We start from the raw sequence: 15,528 nt of genomic DNA, 5'->3' as shown, positions 1-15,528 counted from the left end.
ACGTTACTTCCCCAGGACGCGCTGGTCGCGGGTGGAGGCGACCTTGGAGGACATGCCCCACAGCTCGATGAAGCCCTTGGCCTGCGACTGGTCGAACGTGTCGCCGGTGTCGTAGGTGGCCAGGTCGAAGTCGTACAGGGAGGTCTCGGAGCGGCGGCCGTTGACGATGGCCTGGCCACCGTGCAGGACCATGCGGATGTCGCCGGTGACGTGCGTCTGGGTGTCGGCGATGAAGGCATCCAGCGAACGCTTCAGCGGGGAGAACCACTGTCCGTCGTAGACCAGCTCGCTCCAGCGCTGGCCAACGGTGGCCTTGAAGCGGGCCTGCTCGCGCTCGATGGTGATGTCCTCGAGGTGCTTGTGCGCGGTGATCAGGGCCATGGCGCCCGGAGCCTCGTAGATTTCGCGGCTCTTGATGCCCACCAGGCGGTCCTCGACGACGTCGATGCGGCCCACACCCTGGGCGCCGGCGCGGCGGTTGAGCTCCTGGATGGCCTGCAGCGGGGAGACCTTCACGCCGTCGATGGCCACGGGGACGCCCTGGACGAAGGAGATGACGACCTCGTCCGGTGCCGGCGGGAACTCCGGGGTGGCGGTGTAGTCGTAGATGTCCTTGGTGGGGGCGTTCCAGATGTCCTCGAGGTAGCCCGTTTCCACGGCGCGGCCCCAGACGTTCTGGTCGATGGAGTACGGGTTCTTCTTGGTGGTCTCGATCGGCAGGCCGTTTTCCTCGGCGAAGGCGATGGCCTTGTCGCGGGTCAGGGCCAGGTCGCGGACCGGTGCGATGCACTTCAGGTCCGGGCCCAGGGTCTGGATGCCCACCTCGAAGCGGACCTGGTCGTTGCCCTTGCCGGTGCAGCCGTGGGCCACGGTGGTGGCGCCGAACTCGCGGGCGGCCTTGACCAGGTGCTTGACGATCACCGGGCGGGAGATGGCCGAGACCAGCGGGTAGTGGCCCTGGTAGAGGGCGTTGGCCGCCAGCGTGGGCATGCAGTACTCGTTGGCGAACTCGTCGCGGGCGTCGGCCACGTAGGCCTCGACGGCGCCACAGCCCAGCGCGCGCTGGCGGATGGTCTCCAGGGACTCCCCGCCCTGTCCGACGTCGACGGCGACGGCGATGACCTCGGCGCCGGTGGCTTCACCGATCCAGCCAATGGCTACGGAAGTATCAAGGCCACCGGAGTAGGCCAGAACAATGCGCTCAGTCACGAGAGGGCTCCTTATTTTCTGTCTTCGTCATCTTGTGTCGAAAGTTCGTTGTTATCGAGGATAGTGCATGAATATGCAGATCAACTAAAAAGTATTCAGTTGCCCGCGGCGGATTCAGCCGCAAAGTGCAGGAACCGCTCGGCGACGGCAGCGCCGCCGGCCAGGTCCCTTGTGACAAGCATGACAGTATCGTCGCCGGCAATGGTGCCCAGCACGGCCGGCATCACCGAATGGTCGATGGCCAGGGCCAGGAAATTGGCCGCGCCCGGCGGGGTGCGCAGCACCACGATGTTGCCCGAGGATTCCGCCGTCACCAGCAGCTCCCCGCACAGCCGGACCAGCCGGGTGTCCAGCAGCTCCTGCGAGACGGCGGTGTGCGGGGTCCTGTCGCCGCCCTCCCCCGGCACCGCGTACACCAGCCCGCCGTCCTCGCTGCGCACGCGCACGGCCCGCAGCTCCACCAGATCGCGGGAGAGCGTGGCCTGGCCGACGTGCAGGCCCTCGGCGGCCAAGAGGCTCGCCAGTTCGGCCTGCGACCGAACCTGCCGGGAGGTCAGCAGGGCCGTGATGCGGGCCAGCCGGGCCGTCTTGGTGGCCGGCATGGAGGCCCCGGGCGGCGGGCCTGCCGGGGCGGGCGCTGCGTTCATCGCCCGGCGCTTCCCCCGGCGGCCGCTTCCGCGGCGGACTGCTCTGCGCTCTGCTCTACGAGCCATACCATCAGGGCCTTCTGGGCGTGCAGGCGGTTCTCCGCCTCGTCCCAGACAACCGACTGCGGGCCGTCGATGACGGAGGCGGAAATCTCGTAGCCCCGGTAGGCCGGCAGGCAGTGCAGCACAATCGCCTCGGCGCCGGCGGCGGCCAGGGCGTCGTCGTCGAGCGAGTAGGCACGGAAGAGCTCCATCCGCGCTGCCTTCTCGTCCTCCTGGCCCATGGACACCCAGGTGTCGGTGGCCAGCACGTCGGCACCGGCGACGGCGGCAGCGGCGTCGGTGGTGATGAGCACCGATCCCCCGGTCTCGGCCGCGCGGTCCTGCGCGGCGGCAACGATCTCCGGCGCGGGCAGGTATCCCTCGGGGCCGGCGATGCGCACGTGCATGCCGGCGGTGACGCCGGCCAGCAGGTAGGAGTTGGCCATGTTGTTCGCGGCGTCGCCCAGGTACGTCATGGTCAGCCCGGCCAGCGTGCCCTTGTGCTCGCGGATGGTGAGCAGGTCCGCCAACAGCTGGCAGGGGTGGTAGTCGTCCGAGAGCGCGTTGATGACCGGCACGGCGGAGTTGGCGGCCATCTCCGCCAGGCCGGCCTGGCCGTAGGTGCGCCAGACGATGGTGGAGACCATGCGCTCGAGCACCTTGGCGGTGTCGGCGACGGACTCCTTGTGGCCGATCTGGGCCTCGCCCGGGTTGATGATCAGCGCATTGCCGCCCAAGTCCGCAATGCCCGTGGCGAAGGAGACGCGGGTGCGGGTGGAGGTCTTGTCGAAGATGACGGCGACGGTCTTCCGGCCCGCGCCGGTGCCGGCGAAGGTGTCCTTCGAGTACGGGGCCTTCTTCAGCGCGGCGGCGAGGTCCAGGACCTCTGTCTGCTCGGCCTGGGTGAGGTCGGTGTCGGTGAGGAAATGGCGGGTCATGATGCTGCTCCTTCGGCGGCCGCAATGGCAGTGCTGATGAGGGCCGGCAGGGCGGCCAGGAAGGTGTCGGCCTGCTCGGCCGTGAGGATCAGTGGCGGGGCCAGCCGGACGGTATTGGGCTTGGGCGCATTGACGATGAAGCCGGCGTCCAGCGCGGCAGTGACCACCTGCGCGGCCACGGGTTCGGCCAGGTCGAAGCCGATCAGCAGCCCGTGGGCGCGGACCTCCGTGACGCCGTCGACGGCGGCCAGGCCCTCGGCCAGGCGGGCGCCGACCCGGCGTACATTGCCCAGCACGTCCTGCGTTTCGATGACGTGCAGCGTGGCCAGGGCCGCGGCAGTGGCCACCGGGTTCCCGCCAAAGGTGGTGCCGTGCTGGCCCGCGGCGAGCAGCGCGGAGGCTTCCTCGCCAAAGGTCACCAGCGCCCCGATCGGGAAGCCGCCGCCCAGGCCCTTGGCCAGGGTCATGGCATCGGGCACGATGCCGCCGTCGCCCAGGCCGGCAAACCACTCGCCGGTGCGGCCGACGCCGGTCTGGACCTCGTCCAGGATCAGCAGGGCGCCGGCGTCGCGGGTGAGCTCCCGGGCCGCCTGCAGATACTCGGCGGACAGCGGACGCACGCCGGCCTCGCCCTGGATCGGCTCCAGGATGACGGCGGCCACGGTGGAGTCGACGGCGGCGCGCAGGGCCTCGATGTCGTTGAACGGCACGTGGATGACGCCGCCGGGCAGAGGCTCGAACTGCTCGCGGTAGGCCTGCTTGGCGGTCATCGCCAAAGCGCCCATGGTCCGCCCGTGGAAGGCGCCCTCGAGCGCCACGATGGTCTCCCGGGCCGGACCGCCGGCGGGGCTGTTCCGCTTCCCGTGCGAGCGGGCCAGCTTGAACGCGGCCTCGTTGGCCTCGGTGCCGGAGTTGGCAAAGAACACCTTGGAGCCGGCGGGCGCAGCGGAGAGGTGCAGCAGCTTCTCGGCCAGGGCAATCTGGGTGGGGCTGGTGAAGAAGTTGGAGACGTGGCCCAGCGTGGAAAGCTGGCTGGCGATCACCGAGCTGACGAACGGGTGGGCGTGGCCCAGCGCGTTGACGGCGATGCCACCGAGCAGGTCCAGGTATTCCTTGCCATCGGCGTCCCAGACCAGGGCGCCGGCGCCGCGGACCAGCACCCGCTGCGGGCTGCCAAAGACGCCCATCAGCGAGTGCGAGTAGCGGGCCAGCCACTGCTCCCCCGTGCCGGTGCCGGTGATGGCCTCGGTCTGGGCGGCGGGCACCGCAGGGACGTTGGCGGCGTTCTGGCTGCCGGCCTTGGAAGTGTTCTCAGTCATCAGTTGTCCTCGTCATCGGGTACCACCTGGGTGCCATTGCCCTCGGTGGTAATCAGTTCAAGCAGCATGGAGTGGGCGCTGCGGCCGTCCACAACGGCGGCACGGGCCACACCGCCGTCGACCGCCTTCAGGCAGGCACCCATCTTGGGGATCATGCCGGACTCCAGCGACGGGAGCATGGCCCGCAGCTCGGAGGCGCTCAGCGCGGAAATCAGCGAGGACTTGTCCGGCCAGTTGGCGTACAGGCCCTCGACGTCGGTCAGGATCACCAGCCGGGAGGCCTGCAGCGCCACGGCCAGGGCGGCCGCGGCGGTGTCGGCGTTCACGTTCAACACGGTTCCGGCGTTGCCCACCTCCGGGGCCACGGTGGAGATGACAGGGATCCGGCCGGCCTCCAGCAGGTCCAGGATGGAACCGGGGTTCACGCCCACCACCTCGCCCACCAGGCCCAGGTCCACCGGCTCGCCGTCGACCACGGTACCGGTGCGCTCGGCCTGCAGCAGGGCGCCGTCCTCGCCGGAGAGTCCGACGGCGTAGGGGCCGTGGGAGTTGATCAGGCCCACCAGCTCGCGGCCGACCTGGCCGGTGAGGACCATGCGGACCACCTCCATGGCCTCGGGCGTGGTGACGCGCAGGCCGCCCTTGAACTCGGACTCGATGCCGAGCCGGCCGAGCATGGAATTGATCTGCGGGCCGCCGCCGTGCACCACCACGGGGCGGATGCCCACGTGGTGCAGGAAGACGATGTCCTCGGCGAAGGCGCGGCGGAGTTCGTCATTGATCATGGCGTTGCCGCCGTACTTGACCACCACCACGGTTCCGGCAAACTGCTGGATCCACGGCAGCGCCTCGATCAGAATGGCGGCCTTGTCCTGCGCCGCAGCAACGGTGTTCATGTCCAATTCCTTAGGTTCAGATTCATGTGCAAGAGCCGGTGGTGGCTGGGTGCGCCAGGCGGGATATGGGGACCCCGCCCGCTTCGCGGACGCCCGAAGCCGCTCCCGGGCCCCCATATCCCGCCCGGCGCTAGTGCCGATCTGTCGCTCGGCGGCAGGGAGGGATTTTTCGTAGGCGACGTCAAGGGCCGCAGGCCGCCCAGCGGCCGTCGCGGCACAGTCGCCGGAAAAATCCCGGACTGCCGGCACCGTGGTGACCACGGCGCCGGTGCGCTAGGAGGAGTAGGCGCTGTTTTCTTCGACGTAGGCATGGGTCAGGTCGTTGGTCCAGATGGTGGCACGGGCGTCGCCGGACTTCAGGTCAATCTCCACCGTGACCTCGCGCGGCTTCAGGTCCACCAGGTCGCGGGAATCGCCGATCCCGCCGTTGCGGCAGATCTGCACCCCGTTGATGGAGACGTTGATCTGGTCCGGATCGAACACGGCGTCGGTGGTGCCCACCGAGGCGAGCACGCGGCCCCAGTTGGGGTCGTTGCCGAAGATGGCGGTCTTGAACAGGTTGGAGCGGGCCACGGCCCGGCCCACCACCTCCGCATCCTTCTCGCTGGCGGCGTTGAGCGTGGTGATCGCGATCTCGTGGCTGGCACCCTCGGCGTCGGCGATCAGTGCCCGGGCCAGGGTGTTGCAGACCTCGGTCAGGCCGGTGGTGAATTCCGCCATGTCCGGGTAGACCTCCGAGGCGCCGGAGGCCAGCAGGAGGACCGTGTCGTTGGTGGACATGCAGCCGTCGGAATCCGCCCGGTTGAAGCTGACGCGGACGGCGTCGCGCAGCGCGGCGTCCAACCCCTCCGGCTCCACCACGGCGTCGGTGGTGATGACCACCAGCATGGTGGCCAGGCCCGGGGCCAGCATGCCGGCGCCCTTGGCCATGCCGCCAATGGAGTAGCTGGCGGCGCCCTCCTCCGACGGCGCGGAGGTCCACACCGCCTGCTTGGAGACAGTGTCAGTGGTCATGATCGCGGCGGCCGCGGCAGCACCGCCGTCGGACGCCAGCGCCGCGGCGGCGGCCTCGATGCCCGGGAGCATCTTGTCCATCGGCAGCTGCTCGCCGATCAGGCCCGTGGAGCAGACGGCGACGTCGGTGGCGGAAATGCCCAGGACGTCGGCGGTCTTCTCGGCCGTGGTGTGCGTGTTCTGGAAGCCTTCGGGGCCGGTGCAGGCATTGGCGCCGCCGGAGTTGAGCAGCACGGCATCCACCCGGCCATCGCCGAGCACCTGGCGGGACCAGTGCACGGGCGCTGCGGCCACGCGGTTGGAGGTGAACACGGCGGCGGCGTTCTTCTGCGGCCCGTCGTTAACCACGAGGGCCAGGTCCGGGTTGCCGGACTTCTTCAGCCCGGCCGTGACGCCTGCGGCACGGAACCCCTTGGCGGTGGTGATGCTCATGGTGCAACTCCTTGGATGGTCAAGCCTGCGGTCTCGTCGAGGCCCAGGGCAATGTTCATGGACTGCACGGCGCCGCCGGCGGTTCCCTTGGTCAGGTTGTCGATGGCGCAGCAGACAATCACGCGGCCCACGTGGGCATCATAGGCCAGCTGGATGGCCACGTGGTTGGAGCCAAGCACCGACTTGGTGGTGGGCCACTGGCCCTCCGGCAGGACGTGGATGAAGGGCTCGTTCTCGTAGGCGTCCACCCAGATCGCCCGGATGTCGGCCGCGGCGGTGGGGCTGTCGCGCAGTTCCGCGGAGACCTTGGCGGTAGCGGTGGCCAGGATGCCCCGGCTCATCGGGGCCAGCGTGGGGGTGAAGGAGACGGTGACGTCCGCGCCGGCGACGGCGGAGAGGCCCTGCTCGATTTCGGGGGTGTGCCGGTGTCCGCCACCCACGCCGTAGGGGCTCATGGAGCCCATGACCTCGGAGCCGATCAGGTTGACCTTGGCGGCCTTGCCCGCCCCAGAGGTGCCCGAGGCGGCGACGATCACGACGTCGTCGGGCAGCAGGGCGCCGGCGGCAAAGCCGGGGGCCAGGGCCAGCAGCGAGCTGGTCGGGTAGCAGCCGGGGACGGCGATGCGCTTGGCGCCCACCAATTGTCCACGTGCGCCGGGGAGCTCGGGCAGGCCGTAGGGCCAGGTGCCGGCGTGGGCCGTGCCATAGAACTTCTCCCAGGCTGCGGAGTCCTCCAGCCGGTGGTCGGCACCGGCATCGATCACCAGCGTGCCGGCGGGCAGCGCGGCGGCGATGGCCGCCGAGGCGCCGTGCGGCAGGGCCAGGAAGACGACGTCGTGCCCGGCCAGGTTCTCCACCGAGGTGTCCTCGAGGATGCGGTCCGCCAGGGAGTGCAGGTGCGGCTGCAGCTCCCCCAGCCGGGACCCGGCATTGCTGTGGGCGGTGATGGCCCCTATGCTGACACCGGGATGGCTGGCCAGCAGGCGCAGGACCTCCCCGCCGGCGTAGCCGCTGGCCCCGGACACTGCTACAGAAATCGTCATGGCACCACTGTACAGCAGAAATATGCATCGTGACCGATAATTATTCATTCATGCTCCATGGCGTCGGCCCGCTCCGGATCTAGGATGGACAGCAACCACCGCCGTCGAGAATCCGGAGCCATGCCATGAGTGCAGTGCCAACGTCCAGCCTTGCCATTGTTGCCGCCGTCCCCGGCGGCCCGGAGGTGCTGGCCACCGCCTCGGTGCGCACGCCCTCCCCCGGCCCCGGCCAGCTGCTGGTCCGGGTGGCCGCCGCGGGCGTGAACTTCATCGAGACCTATGAGCGCACCGGGACCTACAACGTGCCGTTCCCCTTCACCCCGGGGTCGGAGGCGGCCGGGACCATTGTGGCCGTGGGCGAGGGCGTGGCGGACTTCGCGGTGGGCCAGCGCGTGGCCACCGCCGAGGGCCGTGCCACCTACGCCGAGTACGCCGTGGTCGATGCCGCGGCGGCACTGCCCGTGCCCGACGGCATACCGATCGACGTCGCGGCCGCCCTGCCGCTGCAGGGCATGACGGCCCACTACCTGATCAACTCCACCTTCAAGGTGGCGTCGGGCCACACCGTGCTGACCCACGCCGGCGCCGGCGGGGTGGGCCTGCTGCTCACCCAGCTGCTCAAGGCCCGCGGCGCCCGTGTTCTCACCACCGTCTCCTCCGATGCCAAGGAGGCGCTGGCCCGGGCCGCGGGCGCGGACGAGGTGCTGCGCTACGACGGCTTTGCCCCGGCGGTGCGGGAGCTGACCGGCGGGGTGGGCGTTGATGTGGTGTTCGACGGCGTCGGCAAGGACACCTTCGACGGCTCGCTGGCCGCGCTGCGCACCCGCGGCATGCTGGTGCTCTTTGGCGGCGCCTCCGGCCAGGTTCCGCCGTTCGAGCTGCAGCGGCTGAACGCCGGCGGCTCGCTGTTCGTCACCCGGCCCAAGCTCAAGGACCACCTGCTGGACGCGGCGGAGCGCCGCTGGCGGGCCGGCGAGCTCTTTGCCGCCGTCGCCGACGGAAGCCTGGATGTGCGGATCGGTGCCCGCTACCCGCTGGCCCGCGCCGCCGACGCCCACACGGACCTGCAGGCCCGCAAGACCACCGGCAAGGTCCTCCTGGTCCCCTAGCGCCCCAACTGGGTGACAGTTGTGTCACATTCCGGGGCCCGGAACGTGACACAACTGTCACCTAGTTGGGGCGGGCCGGACCCAGCCGGGCAAAGCGGCGCCGGGTCCGGAAGGCCAGCTGCGCCTCCTTTTCGGCCAGCTGGATGACCGGCCCGAGCTCGAAGCACGTCGTCTGGAGCCGGCGCACGGCCTTGAGGTTGCGGGCGTCGGGTTCGACGACGACCCGGTCCTTCGCGGGGTCGGCGAAGAGGAACCGGATCAGCACCGTGACCAGCCGCGGGGTGAAGTCCGGCAGGGGACGCGTCGCGGGAGCCAGCAGCAGGTGCATGCCAATGTCACCCTCGCGGGCCGGGTAGGCCTCCCCCACCGGGTCGTGCAGCGGCTCGTAGGTCTGGAACAGGGGGCTCGCCGTCCAGCAGCACCAGAAACGCATGGTGGGTCTCCAGCGAATCCAGGAATTGGTAGATGTCCAGCACGTCCTGGCGCGCGAGGGCCGTCATGCCCCAAAAGCGGCCCCGCTCCTGGCCGACCCAACGGTGCACCAGGTCGATGTCCTCATCCGGCACCAGCGCCACGATGCGCACCCGGCCCCACTCCCCGAGGTCCTCGGTATGGACGGCGGCCCTAGCCGCGAAACGGCTGTCTTCACGTGCTGCGGTGGTCATTCCTTCTCCTTGGTGAGCAGTGTCCAGTCGGTGGCGACGGGGAGGAGTCCGCCAGCGGCCCAGAGCGGCAGCTGGTCGGCAAAGTGCGGGTGCGCCGGGGTGCCGGCGGCGCCAAACGGCACGATCGACCGGCTGTTGGCGCGGTCGGCCAAATCCCAGACGTAGCGCGCCACCGGTCCGCGGAAGCTGCGGTCCTCAATTCCGGGCAGGCTTTCGGTGGAGAGCACGCAGCCGGTGTCTCCGGACAGGGGCAGCGTGGGCACGGTGCCGGCCAAGGGGCCCGGCAGCAGGTGCACGGGAAGCAGGGTGTGGCTCTCGCCCCAGACCGGTTCCCCGCCTCCGGCTGCCGCCCCGTCCAGCCTTGCCCCGTCCGAGGCGGTGCCGTCCAGGGCCGCCTCCTCCAGCGCAGCCGCGGCCTCCGCGGCCGGATCAATGCCCACCCCGGCGGCCCCGGCCAACAGCGTCTCAAGGGCGAAGCCCACGCGGGATGCAACATTGAGCCACGGCCCAAACAACGGCGCATAGCCGGGGGGACCCGCCAGCGGCGACAGGGCGGGATGGCCTGCCAGTCGCAGCACCAGCGCGGAGCGCCAGCACGCAAACAACCCGGCGCCTGTGCTGCGGGCCTCCATCCGGCCATCCCAGGCCAGGATCCGCGCCCGCAGCGCCCTGCCGCCGGGCCCCAAGCTCGGCCGGATCCACATCCTCCAGCAGCGCCCGGAAGGCGGACAGCGGGCCAAGGAGCGTATCGGTGTGGATGGACCGCATCGATTCCACGGTTTGACCGGCACCGGCCGTGTCCGCGAGCAGCGTCCCGATCCGGCGGGCGCGGTGCGCCGGCACGAATTCCATGCCGACATCCTCCCCGGCGGCTGCGCGGTCATTGGCGCTGACGGCAAAGCGGTCGACGGCGGTGGAGGGCAGCCGCACGTAGGCGCCGCTCCATTCAGGGCCGGCGTCGGCGGCCGGAACGGGCAGGCTGCGGTGGCGCCCGGAGCGTTCCGGGACCAGCCCGGCCAGGAAGTGCCGCACCTCCCCCGCGGTGTCGGCCACCAGCACGGAGTTGACCGGCTCCACCCAGGCGCCCAGCGCGGCCTCGACGTCCGCGGCGGTGCGGCTGCGCAGCAGCGGCTCGAACCCCAGCCGTCCCTCCACGCGCGCCGGGAAGCGCCGGCTCAACGCCCCGCCACCCGGCCCGCCGGCAACCACCGGGCCCCGCGCCGTCTCGACGGCCTCCACCTGGACAGGGGCCGCGCCGCGGGCCAGCACGGTCTCCATCCGGACGTCGGTGCGCTCCGGCCCGCGCGGCCCGCGCGCCCACACCTCGCCGTCGGCGCCGCACTTCAGCTCCTCCTCGAACAGATCCTGGTAATCCGCCATGGCGTTGGTGATGGCCCAGGCCGCGTGCCCCGTGTGGGCAAAATGCCCCAGTCCCGGCACCCCCGGAAAGGCCAGGCCGACGGCGTCGAACTCGGGGCAGGCCAGCCGGACCTGCTGGTACACCCCCGGCAGCTCCAGCAGCCGGTGCGGATCCCCGGCCAGCAACGGGAGCCCCGATTCGGTCGCGGAGCCGTGGACGGCACACGCATTGCTGCCGGAATAGACCGGCGCCTCGATGCTGAACAGCCCGACGGCGATTGGACCGAGGGTGCGGGCCACATGGGCCCGGAAGAGCTTGTTGGGGAAGGTCGAGAAGAGGATGTGCTGGGTGAGGAACACGCCCAGCGGCGTCCACGGCTGCCAGGGGGCGGGGGCGGTGCCGCTCAGGTCGAATTCGGGCCCGCCGCGCAATCCGGCCTCCAGGGCCGCATTGACCCCGTCAACCTAGCTGGCGCACCAGCGCTGCGTGTCCGGGTCAAGGTTGCCGTAGCAGCGCCGGGCCGTATCCTCCAGCCGCGACTGCCGGGCAAAGACGTCCCAGCCCAGGTGGTCCGGCCCGAGCATCGCGGCGGTCCGGCCCTCGGCGCGCCAACGCTCCAGCTCGATCTGCCAGGACCTGTCCGTGGCCGCGTTGAAGCCCTGCAGCCGGGCCAGGTCATCGGCGGATTCGGCCCACAGGTGCCCAATCCCCCAGTTGTCGCGGAAAATGGCCCCCCGTGGTGGGCGCGGGCGGGCGGCGGCGGCCGCCCGCCGGAACAGGCGGCCATGGCGGAACCATGACGTCCGGTTGCGGCCGTACACCTTTTGTTCACTTTCCTGCGGAATACTCTGGCAGTGACTGCGTTTGACCCGGCCCGGCCCGGACCCACTGCCCCCAACCCCTCGACGGTGGAAACCTTGTCCATGCCCGCACCGCTTTTTGCTCCGCAGCTTCCCGGGGCACCGGCCGGCGCCGAGCGGACGCTGGTGGACATTCTGGCGGCCACCGCTGCCCGATACCCCGACGCGACGGCGCTCGATGATGGCGCCCGCTCACTGAGCTACGCGGACCTCCTGGCCACGGTGCGCGACTACGCCGCCACGCTCGGCGCGGCAGGGTTGGGCGCCGGGGACAGGATTGGCATCCGCATTCCCTCGGGCACCGCGGAACTCTACATCGCCATCCTGGCCACCCTGGTGGTCGGTGCCGCCTACGTTCCGGTGGACGCCGACGATCCCGACGAGCGCGCCCGGCTGGTGTTTGGCGAGGCCGTGGTGGCGGCCGTGCTGACGGGCCGGACGGCGGCCAATGCCAGCGGCCTGGCCCTGGACGACGACGGCGTGCCGGCCGGCCGCGGCGGACCGGCCCGGACGCCCCGGCTCCCCGAGGGCGGCGACGACGCCTGGATCATCTTCACCTCCGGCTCCACCGGAACACCCAAGGGCGTGGCCGTTGCGCACCGCTCCGCTGCCGCCTTTGTGGACGCCGAGGCCCGGATCTTCCTGCCCGATGCCCCGATGGGGCCCGGCGACCGGGTGCTGGCCGGCCTGTCGGTGGCCTTCGACGCCTCCTGCGAGGAAATGTGGCTTGCCTGGCGGCACGGCGCGGCCCTGGTGCCGGCGCCGCGCGCGCTGGTGCGCACCGGCATGGACCTTGGACCCTGGCTGATCTCGCACGGCATTACGGTTGTCTCCACCGTGCCCACGCTGGCCGCGCTCTGGCCGGTGGAAGCGCTGGAATCGGTCCGCCTGCTCATTTTTGGCGGCGAGGCCTGCCCGCCGGAGCTGGCCGAGCGACTCGCCGTGGCGGACCGCGAGGTCTGGAACACCTACGGCCCCACCGAGGCCACGGTGGTGGCCTGTGCCGCGCCGCTGGGCGGCCCCGGGCCGGTACGGATCGGGTTGCCGCTGGCCGGTTGGGACCTGGCCGTGGTGGACGGCGACGGCGCCCCGGTGGCCGAGGGCGAGGTGGGCGAGCTGATCATTGGCGGCGTGGGCCTGGCCCGGTACCTGGATCCGGCGAAGGACGCCGAGAAGTATGCTCCGATGTCCGACTTCGGCTGGGAACGCGCCTACCGCAGCGGGGACCTGGTCCGGATGGAGAGCGCGGGCCTGGTATTCATGGGCCGCGCCGACGAGCAGGTCAAGCTGGGCGGGCGGCGCATCGAGCTGGGCGAGATCGACGCCGCCCTGCAGAACCTGCCCGGCGTCGCCGGAGCCGCGGCGGCGGTGCAGACAACAACAGCGGGAAACCAGGTGCTGGTGGGCTATCTGGTCCCGCAGGCCGGCGTCGCGGCCGACCTGGCCGCGTTCCGTGCACTGCTGGGCGAGCGCCTGCCCGCGCCATTGATCCCCCTGCTGACGCTCGCAGATTCCCTCCCCACCAAGACCAGCGGCAAGGTGGACCGGCATGCACTGCCCTGGCCGTTGACGGCGCCGGCGGGTGCGGCCGACGTCGACGGCGCGGCACTGCACCTTGAACCGTCGGCCCAATGGATCGTGGACCAGTGGAACGCCGTGCTGGGTGGCAACGCCGCCAGCCTGGATGCCGATTTCTTCGCCCAGGGCGGTGGTAGCCTGGCCGCGGCCCAGCTGGTGTCGGCCCTGCGCCGCCGCTACCCCACCATCACCGTGGCCGACGTCTACTCACATCCACGGGTGGGCGCCCTGGTGGAGCTGGCCAGGGCATCGGAGCCCGACGGCGAGCCCGCCCCGGAACCCGTCCGGAACGTCCGCCGGACGGCGCGCAAGTCCCAGGTCTTCCAGACCTTGATGGGGATTCCGCTGCACATTCTGGTGGGCATGCGCTGGCTGACGTACCTCTTGGCCATGAACAACCTGCTCGCAGCCTGGGATGTTTTCACCGGTGCGCCGACCGTTTCCTGGTGGTGGGTGCTGGCCAGCTGGGCGGTGTTCGTTTCCCCGCTGGGCCGGATGGGCATCTCCGTGATAGCCGCCCGGACCCTGCTGCGCGGCCTCAAACCGGGCACCTACCCGCGCTCCGGCCGGGTGCACCTGAAGCTGTGGCTGGCCGAAAAGATTGCCGACATGGCGGCCGCCGTCGGCCTGGCCAGCGCACCCTGGGTGCCCTATTACGCCCGGGCCCTCGGTGCCAAGATCGGCCGGAACGTGGACCTGCACTCCGTGCCGCCGGTGACGGGGATGATCCGGCTCGGCAGCGGTAGCTCGGTGGAGCCCGAGGTGGACCTCTCCGGCTGGTGGGTGGACGGCGATTCGGTGCACATTGGCACCATCTCGGTGGGCGCCAACGCCGTCGTCGGTGCCCGCAGCACGCTGATGCCCGGGACCAGGATTGGTGCCGGCGCCCAGGTGTCCGCCGGCTCCGCGGTGCTCGGCAAGGTCAAGCCCGGCCAGCAGGTGGCCGGCTCGCCGGCGGTCCGGGTCGGCAAGGCCAGCCACGAGTGGCCCGACGTCCCCGACAGCCGCAGAAATCTGGGCTTTGGCGCCTATGCCGCCGGTTCCGCCATCCTGGCGCTCATTCCGTTCGCGGCAGCGGGTGCCGCCGTCGCGGTCGTCGCCGCGGCGGTCTCCGGCACTCCCTCGCTCTCCGCGGCAGGACCGGCGCTTCTGTGGGCCGTTCCACTGGCGGCGCTGGTCTGGTTCTTCGGCACTATGGTGCTGGTGCTGGGCACTGTCCGGTTGCTGGGGATCGGGCTGAAGGAGGGCCACTACCCGGTCCGGAGCCGGATCGGCTGGCAGGTCTGGGCCACCGAGCGTGTGCTCGACATGGCGCGGGACCTGCTGTTCCCGATCTACGCCAGCCTGTTCACGCCCGTCTGGCTGCGGCTGCTGGGCGCCAAGATCGGCAAGAACGTGGAGGCCTCCACGGTGCTGCTGCTGCCGAAGATGACCACCGTGGGCGAGGGGGCCTTCCTGGCCGACGACACCATGATCGCCTCCTATGAATTGGGCGGCGGCTACATCCACATCGCCCCGGCCAAGGTGGGCAAACGCTCCTTCCTGGGCAACTCGGGCATGACGGCGGCCGGACGCAGCGTACCCAAAAACTCCCTGGTGGCGGTGCTCTCGGCCACCCCGGCCAAGGCCAAGGCAGGCACGTCCTGGCTGGGCAGCCCACCCGTGCGCCTGCGCCGGACCGCCGTCGCCTCGGACCAGTCGCTCACCTTCGCCCCTCCCCTGCGGCTGAAGGTGGCCCGGTCGATCTGGGAGCTGTGCCGCCTGGTGCCCATTGTGCTCACCGTCTCCCTGGCCGCCGCCGTGCTGTGGTCCTTCGACTTCCTGGCCGTCCACGAGAGCTACTGGCTGGCCGCGGCGCTGGCAGGCGTGGTGATGATGCTGGCCGGGGCCGTGGCCGCCGGCAGCGCCGTCGCCGCCAAATGGCTGCTGGTGGGCCGGATCCGCGCCGGCGAGCACCCGCTGTGGAGCTCGTTCATTTGGCGCAACGAGGTGGTGGACGCATTCATTGAAAGCGTGGGCGCCCCGTGGTTCGCCCGGGCCGCCTCCGGCACACCGGCGCTGGTCTGGTGGCTGCGCGCCCTCGGCGCCAAGATCGGCCACGGTGCCTGGTGCGAGAGCTATTGGCTGCCCGAGGCGGACCTGGTCACCCTGGGCGAAAGCTCCACCGTGAACCGCGGCTGCGTGGTCCAAACCCACCTCTTCCACGACCGGGTCATGGCCATGGACACGGTGGTGCTGGAGGACGGGGCCACCATCGGCCCACACGGAGTCATCCTGCCCGCCGCCAGCATCGCGCGCGGCGGCACGGTGGGCCCGGCATCGCTGGTGATGCGGGGCGAGCAGGTGCCCGCGGGCAGCTATTGGATGGGGAACCCGGTCAGTCCGTGGACCGGCCCCGGCCGGCCGTAGGCTAGGG

At 70.9% G+C, this 15,528-nt stretch carries 12 protein-coding genes and 1 pseudogene; 2 read left to right on the top strand and 11 right to left on the bottom strand.

The genetic code is table 11. The features are described 5' to 3' along the window. Nucleotides 1–3: 3 nt before the first annotated feature. The 7 genes from ACQCSX_RS20735 to argC form a co-directional block, all read right to left on the bottom strand. On the bottom strand, nt 4–1,209 hold the full coding sequence (locus ACQCSX_RS20735; RefSeq protein WP_427017083.1) for an argininosuccinate synthase: 1,206 nt from the start codon (nt 1,207–1,209) through the stop codon (nt 4–6). Nucleotides 1,210–1,304: 95 nt separating this feature from the next. Further along, the gene (locus ACQCSX_RS20730; protein ID WP_427017082.1) at nt 1,305–1,856 is read right to left on the bottom strand and encodes an arginine repressor; all 552 of its coding nucleotides are present in this window, start codon (nt 1,854–1,856) and stop codon (nt 1,305–1,307) included. Then, entirely contained in the window at nt 1,853–2,836 is a 984-nt protein-coding gene (argF, locus tag ACQCSX_RS20725) for an ornithine carbamoyltransferase (RefSeq protein ID WP_427017081.1), read from the bottom strand. The genes ACQCSX_RS20730 and argF overlap by 4 nt, the downstream gene beginning before the upstream one ends. Further along, nucleotides 2,833–4,155, bottom strand: a complete 1,323-nt coding sequence (locus ACQCSX_RS20720) for an acetylornithine transaminase (RefSeq protein ID WP_427017080.1) — start codon at nt 4,153–4,155, stop codon at nt 2,833–2,835. The genes argF and ACQCSX_RS20720 overlap by 4 nt, the downstream gene beginning before the upstream one ends. Next, nucleotides 4,155–5,051, bottom strand: coding sequence for an acetylglutamate kinase (argB, locus tag ACQCSX_RS20715; protein ID WP_427017079.1), 897 nt, complete (start codon nt 5,049–5,051; stop codon nt 4,155–4,157). Before argB ends, ACQCSX_RS20720 begins: the two co-directional genes overlap by 1 nt. A gap of 273 nt (nt 5,052–5,324) precedes the next feature. After that, nucleotides 5,325–6,497: a bifunctional glutamate N-acetyltransferase/amino-acid acetyltransferase ArgJ gene (argJ, locus tag ACQCSX_RS20710; protein WP_427017078.1), complete on the bottom strand. Its 1,173-nt coding sequence runs from the start codon at nt 6,495–6,497 to the stop codon at nt 5,325–5,327. After that, the gene (gene argC, locus ACQCSX_RS20705; RefSeq protein ID WP_427017077.1) at nt 6,494–7,540 is read right to left on the bottom strand and encodes an N-acetyl-gamma-glutamyl-phosphate reductase; all 1,047 of its coding nucleotides are present in this window, start codon (nt 7,538–7,540) and stop codon (nt 6,494–6,496) included. Before argC ends, argJ begins: the two co-directional genes overlap by 4 nt. Before the next feature lie 125 nt (nt 7,541–7,665). On the opposite strand from argC, the gene ACQCSX_RS20700 reads away from it, so the two are divergent. Next, nucleotides 7,666–8,649 (top strand): quinone oxidoreductase family protein, encoded by a 984-nt coding sequence (locus ACQCSX_RS20700; protein ID WP_427017076.1) that lies wholly within the window; start codon nt 7,666–7,668, stop codon nt 8,647–8,649. Nucleotides 8,650–8,710: 61 nt separating this feature from the next. Here the strand turns inward: ACQCSX_RS20700 and ACQCSX_RS20695 are convergent, their stop codons facing one another. The 4 genes and pseudogenes from ACQCSX_RS20695 to ACQCSX_RS20680 form a co-directional block, all read right to left on the bottom strand. Further along, the gene (locus ACQCSX_RS20695; protein ID WP_427017075.1) at nt 8,711–9,082 is read right to left on the bottom strand and encodes a GNAT family N-acetyltransferase; all 372 of its coding nucleotides are present in this window, start codon (nt 9,080–9,082) and stop codon (nt 8,711–8,713) included. Continuing rightward, the gene (locus tag ACQCSX_RS20690; RefSeq protein WP_427017074.1) at nt 8,985–9,314 is read right to left on the bottom strand and encodes a GNAT family N-acetyltransferase; all 330 of its coding nucleotides are present in this window, start codon (nt 9,312–9,314) and stop codon (nt 8,985–8,987) included. The genes ACQCSX_RS20695 and ACQCSX_RS20690 overlap by 98 nt, the downstream gene beginning before the upstream one ends. Next, a complete protein-coding gene (locus ACQCSX_RS20685; RefSeq protein ID WP_427017073.1) occupies nt 9,311–9,946 on the bottom strand; it encodes a penicillin acylase family protein in 636 nt (211 codons plus the stop codon). Before ACQCSX_RS20685 ends, ACQCSX_RS20690 begins: the two co-directional genes overlap by 4 nt. Before the next feature lie 130 nt (nt 9,947–10,076). Then, nucleotides 10,077–11,495: pseudogene (locus ACQCSX_RS20680) on the bottom strand (penicillin acylase family protein); the annotation flags it as partial. Between the two features lie 102 nt (nt 11,496–11,597). On the opposite strand from ACQCSX_RS20680, the gene ACQCSX_RS20675 reads away from it, so the two are divergent. Beyond that, nucleotides 11,598–15,521 carry a Pls/PosA family non-ribosomal peptide synthetase gene (locus ACQCSX_RS20675; RefSeq protein WP_427019118.1) on the top strand — a complete coding sequence of 1,308 codons (3,924 nt, stop codon included), beginning with the start codon at nt 11,598–11,600 and terminating at the stop codon, nt 15,519–15,521. Nucleotides 15,522–15,528 lie beyond the last annotated feature (7 nt).

Source organism: Pseudarthrobacter sp. P1, assembly GCF_050156935.1.
GTDB lineage: Bacteria > Actinomycetota > Actinomycetes > Actinomycetales > Micrococcaceae > Specibacter.
Note: the sequence above shows the minus strand (reverse complement) of the source record. Positions and strands in the feature narration are given on the sequence as shown.